At 42.3% G+C, this 11,330-nt stretch carries 11 protein-coding genes; 10 read left to right on the forward strand and 1 reads right to left on the reverse strand.

The window, feature by feature from the left end; genetic code table 11:
* From recG to FFL34_RS16670, 10 genes are all read left to right on the forward strand, one after another.
* Entirely contained in the window at window positions 1–2,040 is a 2,040-nt protein-coding gene (recG, locus tag FFL34_RS16625; RefSeq protein WP_138604783.1) for an ATP-dependent DNA helicase RecG, read from the forward strand.
* Window positions 2,041–2,244: 204 nt separating this feature from the next.
* Entirely contained in the window at window positions 2,245–2,838 is a 594-nt protein-coding gene (gene fapR / locus FFL34_RS16630) for a transcription factor FapR (RefSeq protein ID WP_138604431.1), read from the forward strand.
* Window positions 2,822–3,829, forward strand: coding sequence for a phosphate acyltransferase PlsX (gene plsX, locus FFL34_RS16635; protein WP_138604432.1), 1,008 nt, complete (start codon window positions 2,822–2,824; stop codon window positions 3,827–3,829). The genes fapR and plsX overlap by 17 nt, the downstream gene beginning before the upstream one ends.
* Window positions 3,826–4,767, forward strand: coding sequence for an ACP S-malonyltransferase (gene fabD, locus FFL34_RS16640; RefSeq protein ID WP_138604433.1), 942 nt, complete (start codon window positions 3,826–3,828; stop codon window positions 4,765–4,767). Before plsX ends, fabD begins: the two co-directional genes overlap by 4 nt.
* Window positions 4,767–5,507, forward strand: coding sequence for a 3-oxoacyl-[acyl-carrier-protein] reductase (gene fabG, locus FFL34_RS16645; protein WP_138604434.1), 741 nt, complete (start codon window positions 4,767–4,769; stop codon window positions 5,505–5,507). Before fabD ends, fabG begins: the two co-directional genes overlap by 1 nt.
* Window positions 5,508–5,550: 43 nt before the next feature.
* Window positions 5,551–5,787 (forward strand): acyl carrier protein, encoded by a 237-nt coding sequence (acpP, locus tag FFL34_RS16650; protein ID WP_138604435.1) that lies wholly within the window; start codon window positions 5,551–5,553, stop codon window positions 5,785–5,787.
* Between the two features lie 434 nt (window positions 5,788–6,221).
* Complete coding sequence (rnc, locus tag FFL34_RS16655) at window positions 6,222–6,905, forward strand: ribonuclease III (RefSeq protein ID WP_138604436.1); 684 nt, start codon at window positions 6,222–6,224, stop codon at window positions 6,903–6,905.
* 513 nt (window positions 6,906–7,418) lie between these two features.
* Window positions 7,419–8,726, forward strand: a complete 1,308-nt coding sequence (locus FFL34_RS16660) for a TRAP transporter large permease (protein ID WP_138604437.1) — start codon at window positions 7,419–7,421, stop codon at window positions 8,724–8,726.
* Between the two features lie 428 nt (window positions 8,727–9,154).
* A complete protein-coding gene (gene dctP, locus FFL34_RS16665) occupies window positions 9,155–10,246 on the forward strand; it encodes a TRAP transporter substrate-binding protein DctP (protein ID WP_234031578.1) in 1,092 nt (363 codons plus the stop codon).
* A 222-nt stretch (window positions 10,247–10,468) separates the two neighbouring features.
* Window positions 10,469–10,978 (forward strand): TRAP transporter small permease subunit, encoded by a 510-nt coding sequence (locus FFL34_RS16670; RefSeq protein WP_138604439.1) that lies wholly within the window; start codon window positions 10,469–10,471, stop codon window positions 10,976–10,978.
* Between the two features lie 108 nt (window positions 10,979–11,086).
* Here FFL34_RS16670 and FFL34_RS16675 read toward each other — a convergent pair whose 3' ends face one another.
* Complete coding sequence (locus FFL34_RS16675; RefSeq protein ID WP_138604440.1) at window positions 11,087–11,311, reverse strand: DUF1128 domain-containing protein; 225 nt, start codon at window positions 11,309–11,311, stop codon at window positions 11,087–11,089.
* Between the last annotated feature and the right edge of the window lie 19 nt (window positions 11,312–11,330).

Here is an 11,330-nt window from a genome sequence, read left to right on the forward strand (position 1 = left end):
TTGAACGTGTTGAATAAACCTATAACACAAATTAAAGGCGTAGGGGAAAAATTTGCAGCAGATTTAGCGGAGATGGGTATTCACACGGTGGAAGATGCGCTGTTTTATTTTCCCTACCGGTATGATCTATTTGAGATAAAACCACTGGGTGAACTCATTCATGAAGATAAAGTAACGATAGAGGGAAGGGTGATCCACGAACCTTCCCTTACTTTTTACGGAAAGAAACGGTCCCGGCTCGCGTTTAGTGTTGAAGTGGAAGGCGTTGCGGTTAAAGCAGTGATGTTCAATCGGGCATTCGCTAAAAAGCAGTTGAATATTGATGATACAGTGACCTTGACAGGGAAATGGGATGCACACCGACTGCAAATCACAGTTGCGAATTTTAAGAAAGGCCCTGCCAATGAACAGGCATCGATCCAACCGATATATTCGGTGAAAGGTGATGTGACAAGCTACAAAATAAAAAAAGTAATTCAAAATGCGTTGCAAACTTATAGACGTGATGTTCATGAAATTTTGCCGGAACGCTATCTTACATCCTATAAACTGCCGAATCGCTCGGCTGCGGTAGCTTCCATGCATTTTCCGAAAAGCAGAATCGACTTAAAACATGCCAGAAGACGCTTTACATATGAAGAATTGTTATTATTTCAACTTAAAATGCAGCTGCTGCGTAAACTGAATCGGGAAGCAACGACCGGAAATGCGCAACATTACGACTCGGCCAGCGTGAATGACTTTATCGAGTGCTTTCCGTTTTCACTGACAAACGCACAGCAGAAAGCATTGAGGCAGATTCTTGCCGACATGCAGTCTCCTTATAGAATGAGCCGGCTGTTGCAGGGGGATGTCGGTTCCGGGAAAACGGCCGTTGCTGAAGTGTGTCTTTATGCCTCGATTACAGCGGGAAAACAAGGCGCATTGATGGTACCCACAGAAATCTTGGCTGAACAGCATTTTCAGTCACTGCAGGAAACATTTGGTGATAAGGCGTCTATTGTGTTACTAACCGGATCAATCAAAGGAAAAAAACGTAGAGAACTGCTTGCATCTGTTGAAAAACATGATGTGGATATAGTTGTCGGTACCCATGCCCTTATTCAGGATGATGTATTTTTTGCAGATTTGGGGTTTGTGATTGTGGACGAGCAGCACCGGTTCGGGGTTGAACAGCGCCGCGTCTTACGGGAAAAAGGATTGAATCCGGATGTGTTGTTTATGACTGCAACACCAATTCCAAGAACATTAGCAATCACTGCATTTGGAGATATGGATGTTTCGGTAATTGACGAAATGCCATCAGGAAGGAAAGAGATTGAAACTTATTGGGCGAGGGAAAACACATTCGAACGTATCCTTCAATTTATCGGCAAACGTGTAGCCCGAGGCGAGCAGGCGTATGTTGTCTGTCCGCTCATTGAGGAATCAGATAAACTGGATATCCAGAATGCTGTCGATTTGTATCATCAACTGGAGGAATTTTATCAAGGGTCTATCCAAGTGGGTCTCATGCACGGACGGCTGACTACAGACGAAAAAGACAGCGTAATGAAACAATTTGCCGATGGGGATGTCCACGTTCTTGTTTCAACGACGGTCGTGGAAGTCGGTGTAAATGTCCCCAATGCAACAATTATGGTTATTTATGATGCGGAACGTTTCGGCTTGTCTCAGCTGCATCAGCTTAGGGGAAGAGTCGGTCGAGGAGAACGGCAAAGTTACTGCATTCTGATTGCCGATCCAAAAGGAGAAACCGGTAAGGAACGTATGCGTATCATGACCGAAACGAATAATGGGTTCGAGCTATCTGAGCAAGACCTGAAGCTTCGTGGTCCGGGAGACTTTTTTGGAAAGAAACAGAGTGGCTTACCGGAATTTAAAGTGGCGGATATGATTCATGATTACCGCGCACTGGAGACAGCAAGGAAAGATGCTGAAGAAATCATAGAAAACGGATTGCTCGAAAGCGACCCTGCATTTCATCAATTGCATAGGTATTTAGAAAATCATGCGATATTTCAAGAAAAATTAGATTAACGGAAGATTGGTTAAAATGCCAGATATCCTTGCAAAAACCGCCAAATCTGTGACAGGAAAACGAAGGTTTTTTTTAGTTTACTGCCATCCAAAACGATAACTTGCATATTTACACGTGGTATTATATATTACTATTAGTACCAAGTCATAGGACGAACAGCTAATAGGAATTTGTAAAGGTTTTTTCATTGGACGGTGCAAAAAATGAAAATCAATAAAGCAGAACGACAGCGGTTATTGAAGGAAACAATCGAGGTGACACCTTTCATTACCGATGAAAAATTAGCCGGAAAATTCGGCGTCAGTATACAAACGATTAGACTCGACCGAATGGAACTCGCCATACCGGAACTCCGTGAGCGAATTAAATCAGTTGCATCCGATCAGTGGAATGAGACGGTTAAAGCACTTCCACTTGAAGAGGTGATTGGGGAGGTAGTTGATCTTGAGCTTGATTATCGTGCCATTTCAATTTTGGAAATAAAACAGGATCACGTATTCTCCCGTAATAAAATAGCCCGTGGACACCATTTATTTGCACAAGCAAACTCACTGGCAGTAGCGGTTATTAATGATGAGCTCGCACTGACAGCTAAATCGGACATCAAATTTACAAGGCAGGTAAGAATGGGAGAGCGGGTTGTTGCCAAAGCTTTTGTGGAAGATGTTGACGATAAAGGTATGACGGTGGTTCATGTGAACAGTTTTGTCGACAATGAAAAAGTATTTACTGGCATTTTTCATATGTATCGTTCAAACGAACCAAAAGGGGACATCGGAAATGAAAATAGCAATTGATGCGATGGGCGGTGACCACGCACCTGAAGCAATTGTCAAAGGTGCTGTAAACGCGGTATCGCAAATGAATCATTTGAACATAACGCTCATTGGTGATGAGCAGAAAATAAAACCGTATCTAACTAATTCAAATAACATTGATATCATTCATACAGATGAAGTCATTACTGCCAATGATGAGCCGGTCCGGGCAGTCCGACGGAAAAAGAAGTCATCACTTGTTCTCATGGCGAAAGAAGTAAAAGACAACCGTGCTGATGCATGCATTTCAGCAGGAAATACCGGTGCCCTCATGAGTGCAGGATTGTTCGTTGTCGGAAGAATTTCCGGGATTGACCGGCCGGCATTAAGCCCTACACTGCCAACAAACGACGGCAAAGGTTTTTTGCTCCTTGATGTCGGTGCTAATGTTGATGCCAAGGCGCATAACCTTGTTCAGTATGCGATCATGGGATCGATTTATACCGAAAAGGTTAGGGGCATCGCCAATCCGACAGTCGGCTTATTGAATATCGGAACAGAGGAAGGTAAGGGTAATGACCTGACGAAAAAGGCGTTTGTCCAGTTAAAAGAGGCACCAGTGAATTTCGTTGGCAACGTGGAAGCCAGGGATATTCTTTCCGGTTCGGCTGATGTTGTCGTGACCGATGGGTTTAGTGGTAATATTGCCTTGAAAACAATCGAGGGGACGGCAATGACCATGTTCTCCATGCTGAAAGAAACATTTATGTCATCGTTGAAAACCAAAATTGCTGCCGGTATGGTCAAAGGCGATTTAAAAGGGCTTCAGGGTAAACTGGATTATTCCGAATATGGCGGAGCGGGTCTTTTCGGTTTATCTTCACCGGTCATTAAAGCACACGGCTCATCGAATAGCCGGGCAGTCTTCAATGCTATCCAGCAGGCTGTACATATGGTTGAACTTGATGTGACCGGTACGATTAAAACGACGGTGCAATCGATTGATTGGGATAAGGGGGAAAATGTATGAAACGAATAGCACTTCTATTTCCTGGACAGGGATCCCAGGCAGTTGGTATGGGTAAAGCCTTGTACGATGAATACCCAGAGGTAAGGAAACTGTTCGATAAGGCTGATGAGCTTCTGGGCAATGAGCTGACAACATTAATGTTTGAAGGCCCGAAAGAAAAACTGACTGAAACAGAGAACACACAGCCAGCACTATTGTTAACAGGTGTCGCTGTACACCAGCTGCTTATCAACGAAAACATTCAGCCGGTGATGGCGGCCGGCCACAGTCTTGGCGAATACAGTGCACTTGTTGCTTCCGGTGCGATGTCATTTGAAGAGGCATTGCCGCTTGTTGCAACGAGGGGACGCCTGATGGAAGAAGCATTTCCAAAAGGCAAAGGATCGATGGCGGCAGTACTGGGTATGTCTCGGGAAGCTATCGAACAGGCAATTGAACAATTGGATGAAGATGAAGTGGTTGATATTGCAAATTTGAACTGTCCGGGCCAGATTGTCATTTCCGGATCGAAAGAAGGTATCGATGCAGCAGCAGAACTTTTAAAAGAAAACGGGGCAAAACGCGTGATGCCATTAAATGTCAGCGGACCCTTCCATTCTCGGCTGATGAAACCGGCCAATGAACAATTTGCCAAGGAATTAGATCAAACGACATTCCGCAATGCTGATATCCCAGTTTACGCTAATGTGACTGCTGAGCCGGTAACAGATAAGAATATGGTAAAAGATTTGCTAATTAGACAGCTATATTCACCAGTACGGTTTGAAGAATCCGTCCGCCATATGATCAATGAAGGTGTTGATGCCTTTGTTGAGCTCGGAACCGGGAAAGTATTGAGTGGACTTGTACGGAAAATTGACCGGAAAACGAAAACATTTGCGATCCAAGACCCGGATTCATTGAATGACTTTTTAACGTGGTATAAGGAGGAATCCTAATGCTTGCAGGAAAAAACGCTTTAGTAACCGGTGCCTCACGGGGAATCGGCCGTGCCATTGCCCTGGAACTAGCCAGACAAGGAGCTAATGTTGCCGTAAATTATGCCGGAAGTGAGGATAAAGCACACGCCGTTGTTGAAGAAGTAAAGCAATTTGGTGTACAATCAATAAAGGTTCAGGCAAATGTTGCTGATGAGAAAGAAACAAAAGCAATGGTAAAAGAAGTTGTTAATCAATTTGGCGGCTTGGACATACTCGTGAATAATGCAGGTATTAACAGGGACAATTTATTAATGCGGATGAAAGAAGATGAATTCGATCAGGTCATTGAGACGAACTTAAAAGGCGTTTTTCAATGCACTAAAGCTGTTTCCAGACAGATGATGAAACAAAAAGGCGGCAGAATTATCAATGTCTCCTCGGTTGTTGGTGTCAGCGGCAATGCCGGTCAAGCGAATTACACGGCTGCTAAAGCAGGTGTTATTGGCCTGACGAAATCAACTGCGAAAGAATTTGCTTCCCGCAATATTCTTGTTAATGCAGTTGCGCCTGGATTCATTTCGACTGATATGACCGATGCCCTGACTGATGAGCAGAAAGAAGGTATGCTGTCCTTGATACCACTGGAAAAACTCGGTGAACCGGAAGATGTTGCCCGTGTTGTCCGCTTTTTAGCCTCCGAGGATGCAAACTATATCACCGGTCAGACGATTCATATCGATGGCGGCATGGTGATGTAAGACGTAAGGCTATTACATATTTTAGTGAAAGGGGGTGACGGAGATGGCAGACGTATTTGACAAAGTAAAAGATATTATTGTTGATAAATTGGAAGTAGAAGAATCAAAAGTAACGATGGAGGCTTCTTTCAAGGACGATCTTGAAGCAGACTCACTTGATGTAGTTGAACTTGTTATGGAACTTGAGGATGAGTTTGACATGGAAATTGCCGATGAAGAGGCTGAAAAAATCAATACGGTTGGTGATGCTGTTAATTACATAAACAGCAACCAATCATAATATAGCTCCTGAAAAGTCTCGCATGGTGCGAGACTTTCTGTTATTTACATTGAATCAATTTCATAAGTGCTGATTTTCGCAAAATACACGAACTTTTACGTGTGATACGGATTTGATTGTTTGTCTTTATTGATACTAGTTGTCCGTAATGAAAGGTGACCGACTCCTGCGGGAAAAGCAGGCAGGCTAAATTCGCGACGTCCTGTCGCAACGCCTGCACTAGCACGTCCTGTGCGTCGAAGACCCCGCAGGAAGTGGTTTTCTTCCGAGGAGGCTGAATCAGCCCTGAGGAAAGCGTGTCACCTTTCATGCAGGACAACGGAAGTGTGAATGAAAACATAATGTTCGTGGTTTACTTTTTTACAACGAATTATGAAATTGACTCACATTGTGTAAAATTAACTTAATCTTCGTATAGAGTGGTGATAACAGACATGAATATTTCCCAATTGGAAAATCAGCTAGGTATAACATTTAACGACCATGCGTTGCTGAGACAGGCTTTTACACATTCATCTTATGTGAATGAGCATCGGAACGAGTCATTTTCGGATAATGAACGATTGGAATTTTTAGGTGATGCGGTTCTCGAACTGGGCGTATCCCAATATTTGTATCGTCAGAAAGAACGGCTGGCTGAAGGAGATTTAACCAAATTACGGGCTTCCATTGTTTGTGAGTCAGCTTTGGAAGAGTTTGCCCGGGAATTGAATTTCGGTGAATATCTTCTGTTAGGCAGAGGTGAGGAGCAAACGGGCGGCCGTGAACGCCCAGCACTGCTTGCAGATGTGTTTGAAGCGTTCCTGGGAGCGCTGTATCTTGATCAAGGATATGACGTTGTTATTCAATTCCTGAAGAAATATGTTTATCCGAAAATAACGACTGGTGCTTTTTCGCATGCGATGGATTATAAAAGCAAACTACAGGAATATGTTCAAAAAAACCGTGATCACAGTATTGATTATGTGATTGCAGATGAAAAAGGTCCATCCCATGACAAAGAGTTTGTCGCGCAGGTCGTGATAAATGGCAAAGTTTCAGGTAAGGGGATAGGACATACGAAAAAAGAAGCCGAACAGCGCGCAGCCAAGTATGCGCTTGATACGCTGGAGGATTGAAGAAAAGGCTATATTTGTGCTTTGTGCAGGAAAATTAAGATATAAGGAAGCAGTGGATTCGGAAACGAGTTCACTGCTTTTTTTAGTTTTTTGTCACTGGATGCTAGGATTGTAAATTTTTGGGGTGTGTGTTTAAACCCAGCTTTAGAAAAGTAGCTTAAGGTCTATTCATTGGTGTATATAATAACTTTTATTAATAATCATAATATATAAAATATTAAAAATATATTGATATTACTGCTTTTAAATGGTTGAATAAAAATAAAGTGAAGGAAGGGGAAGCTATGGTGAAAATAGGTTTCTCTTATGTAAACGGATTCAAGTTCAATTTTGTGGGAGGTGGGTTCTGATACTATTTGGTGAATTGTCTTCTTTACCCTGAAAATAAGCGATATTAAATTATATTTTTTCTATAGTTGACCAAAGTTTTCGGTACTTGTTTTAAAAATTAAACGGTTGTCCAGTACTTCATCCGGTATTTTGTTAAATAAGGGATAGAAAGGAGAGGAAAAATTGAACACGATACTTATTATAGCATTGATGTTTGCTTGCCTTTTTATTGTTCTGTTTTTAGGCTTACCTGTTGCGCTTGGTTTAGGCGGCACTGCTGTTTTATTTGCTTATCTGTATGTTCCGGAAGTATTGATGGCTGCTCCGAGCTCCTTCTTTTCAACGCCGTGGCAGAATATTTTAGTAACCGTACCGTTGTTTATTTTTATGGGAAATATTATCCGTTATTCGGGGATTGCCCAAGATGCTTATGATGCAGCATATAAATTAATCGGTCATCTCCCCGGAGGATTGGCAATGGGAACGGTTCAAGTGTGCACTATTTTTGCAGCTATCACCGGCGTGACACCTCCAGCCACGATTACGATGGGGCAGATTGCTTATCCTTCCATGATGAGGTATCAGTACCACAGAGGTATTGCTATAGGTTCCATCGGTGCTGGCGGGGCATTAGGTGCCCTTATTCCTCCAAGTGTTCCTTTCATTTTTTACGGTATATTGGCTAATGAATCAATAGGCGCCTTGTTTTTGGGAGGCATTATACCAGGATTAATACTGTCTATTTTGTATGTTGTTTATATCGGAATAAGATGTAAGGTTCAACCACACATGGGGCCAGCAATACCTAAGGATAATAGATACACTGTACGGGAGAAGCTTGGCGCAATCGCAGGTATTTGGCCGTTTCTTGTTCTAATTTTTCTTGTTTTAGGTGTCATTTGGATGGGAGTGGCTACACCTGCTGAAGCTGCTGCTTTTGGTGCTGGCGGTGCGCTTCTCATTAACATTTTATATCGCAGTCTCACTTGGCAAATCGTCAAAGATTCACTTAAATTCACTGTTAAGCTAGTAGGCATGGGGTTCTGGATTTTGATTGCTGCTAATTTTTTTGTCAACGTCTTCAGTGCCTTGGGTGGCCAGGGAGTTATTACTTCAGCTGTTTTAGGAATGCCCGGCGGAGAATGGGGTGCCCTGCTAATGATGATGTTTATAATCATGATTCTCGGAATGGTGATGGATGATTGGGCCATTATTATGATGGTGACTCCGTTATTTGTGCCAATTCTAAACGCATTAGATATAAGCACGCTATGGTTTGGTGTTCTTTTTATCGTAAATATACAGATAGCTTATTTAACGCCTCCTTTTGGTTTCGTTTTATTCTGGATAAAGAGTATTTTGCCAAAAGATGTAACAATGGGCGATGTCTACCGTTCTGTTTTACCGTTCATCGGCCTTCAGCTTATTGCATTAATATTGCTTATTTTGTTTCCTGAATTGGCAACGTGGCTCCCTAGTACGATGAGGTAATAGCAATATTGAAAGTTGAGGCAGGGTTACCATTAAGCTGTTTAGTGAAATTAAATTGACTTAAGGAGGTGACCGTCAGTTAATACCTAAAGCAAAGTAAGGGTTAAGTAGCTTGTAAAGGAGGTAGATGTTTCTAACACTTTTGCGTACACAAACTTTGCTGAGAACCGTCACAAGGCCATTTTTCACCTAAGAGATAAATAGATCTCCAAACTTCATTAGCATCAACAGCCTCGTCTATACTAATTCAGAAATAGATTACATGTTAAAAGTAATGTATGAAAGGAAAAATGCACTTTGGCGGTCTGGCAAGGAACGTAATAAGGGGAAAATTATAGGTAGTAAGGTCCTTTTCTGGATTATAATCTATCGGATGACATGAAGGAAGGTTTTTAGTTCTTGGTCAAAAAGAGGAGGGGATTATTTTGATGAGGAAATATCTAGTAATTGTATTGATGCTCACATTTGCAGGTCTTATTATGACTGGATGTCTGGCGGAAGAAACATCAAATAGTGACAATTCAGACGCAGGCGATTCAGAAGGTGAATACGGTCCACCTGACGAAGTGACTAAATGGACATTTCAGCCTGCCTTTGATTCCGGTGATGCGGGTTGGGCTAATGGTGTGAAGCCGTGGATTGAGGATGTGGAAGAAGCGACGGAAGGTACCATTGAAATTGAACTTCTTCAAGCAGGATCGATCGTTAGTGGAAATGAAGCATTTGGTGCCGCCAGTAGCGGAACAATAGATGTTTATGCCGGCTGGGCGACTGTCTATGGCGGAATCATGCCTGAGGGTATGCTCGCTTATGGAATGCCAATGGGCGCTGAAAACGCTGAGGAAGCCTGGGAGGCTATGTGGGGGAATAACAAGTACCAAATCGGTGAACTGGTTCAGGAAGCGGCCAATGAGAATAATTTGCAATGGGTTGGCTGGGCTAACCAGGGACCGAACTCGATCTTTACCAAGTTCCCGGTAAATGGTATGGAAGATTTAGAAGGGAAAAAGCTTAGAGCTGGTGGTCCGCAAGCACTATTTTTGGAAGCTATGGGTGGCACACCAGTATCGTTGGAAAGTGATGAAATATACTCAGCCATTGATTTAGGTACTATTGAGGGTACGCTTTGGGATACTGGCGGCATGAACGATATGAAATTCCAAGAGGTTATCGACTACGCTATGCTTCCGGGGTGGAATCCTGCCCAACACCAGGAAATTTACGTTAATTTAGATGCCTGGAATAATCTAAATGATTGGCAACGGGATAAAATAAATGAGGTATTTAAGTCCAATTACTTTAAAACGAGTGAAATGCATGCTGAAGGTGTAGAAGAAGCTTTACAAGACCTCAAGGACAGTGGCGGTGAAGTTATTAACTTAAGCGATGAAAAAGTGGAGGAAATGCGTGAGAAAACAATTGAAAAAGTATGGCCTAAGATTGCTGAGAAGTCAGAGCGAAATGCTGAGGGCGTTAAGCTGTGGAAGCAATTCCTGAAGGACAAAGGCAAAATAGAATAATATTTAGGCTTTGCGTGATTCTCTATAGTCAGGTTAAGAGGTAAAGTCTCAAGACAGTCGAAAAGGAAAGAACCAGTGCGATGACTGCCGCCTCTTTTAGTTTTTGTAGTTTTTTTCAATTAGTATTGTAAAACTTCTTCAAAAACTGGAGAGGTGGCCTGATTGTTAAACAAAACGTATACAATGAAAATTAATTTAAATGAAAGGAGGCGACCTGGCTAAATGAAGGTTTGGGGAAAGGTTGAACTAACAATTGATTCTATCAGTGAATGGTTAGGCAGAATTGGCTGGATTCTTATTCTGTATGCACTGTTTTTTGGGCTTTATGACGTGATCATGAGGTACTTTTTTGATGAACCTTCCCTATGGATCTCCACAACCATTCAATATGCGATGGTGTTACTGGCTTGTGTGTCCGGGGCTTACTCACTTAACGAAGGTTCATTTGTTAAACTGGATCTTTTTTATGAAAAAATGTCGCCTAAGACGAAAGCCATCTGTGATATTATTACATTTGTTTTTGCTTTTCTGTATTTGTATGTGTTAATCACAAAAGGGATCGAGGCAGCCTTAGCATCGATTGCCAGGCAAGAAACAACTCCGACCTCGATACCCATACCACTCTACCATTTGAAAGCAGTTATACCTATAGGAGCTTTCTGTGTACTGCTTGTCGCAATCAAAAAATTGGTACAGGATATACAGACACTACTTGGCTATGGAAAAGGGTAACAGGATGGAATATGATAGGAGGTACTACATTGTAGACAACTTTGGCTATATTTTGAAGCAAACCTGGTTCGCGATATCGCTGAACCAGGTTTCCTCCTTCTTTAAATATTATGATTTCCTCACAGACCGCAGCTCGTCAATAAATGCTTGTGTTTCGGACGCACTGAGCTGTCCCTTTTGTTTAATCATGTCGTACATAAATTTGATGTCCTCATATTTGTCTAAGTCATAGTCGTCCGCATCCATTACTTCGCGGTTGACGACACTTAACGTTTCTGCGAGTTCATCCAGCATAAATTTCAGATTTTCTTGCGTCGGATTTTCCAGATTCATATGAACACTCCTTCAATTA

Origin of the sequence: Lentibacillus cibarius (assembly GCF_005887555.1) — a bacterium.
Classification (GTDB): domain Bacteria; phylum Bacillota; class Bacilli; order Bacillales; family Amphibacillaceae; genus Lentibacillus; species Lentibacillus cibarius.

Excerpts from the sequence above, each read along its gene's own strand:
- fapR (WP_138604431.1), top strand. The coding sequence starts at position 2,245 with ATGAAAATCAATAAAGCAGAACGACAGCGGTTATTGAAGGAAACAATC.
- plsX (WP_138604432.1), top strand. The coding sequence starts at position 2,822 with ATGAAAATAGCAATTGATGCGATGGGCGGTGACCACGCACCTGAAGCA.
- fabD (WP_138604433.1), top strand. The coding sequence starts at position 3,826 with ATGAAACGAATAGCACTTCTATTTCCTGGACAGGGATCCCAGGCAGTT.
- fabG (WP_138604434.1), top strand. The coding sequence starts at position 4,767 with ATGCTTGCAGGAAAAAACGCTTTAGTAACCGGTGCCTCACGGGGAATC.
- acpP (WP_138604435.1), top strand. The coding sequence starts at position 5,551 with ATGGCAGACGTATTTGACAAAGTAAAAGATATTATTGTTGATAAATTG.
- rnc (WP_138604436.1), top strand. The coding sequence starts at position 6,222 with ATGAATATTTCCCAATTGGAAAATCAGCTAGGTATAACATTTAACGAC.
- dctP (WP_234031578.1), top strand. The coding sequence starts at position 9,155 with ATGAGGAAATATCTAGTAATTGTATTGATGCTCACATTTGCAGGTCTT.
- FFL34_RS16670 (WP_138604439.1), top strand. The coding sequence starts at position 10,469 with ATGAAGGTTTGGGGAAAGGTTGAACTAACAATTGATTCTATCAGTGAA.
- FFL34_RS16675 (WP_138604440.1), bottom strand. The coding sequence starts at position 11,311 with ATGAATCTGGAAAATCCGACGCAAGAAAATCTGAAATTTATGCTGGAT.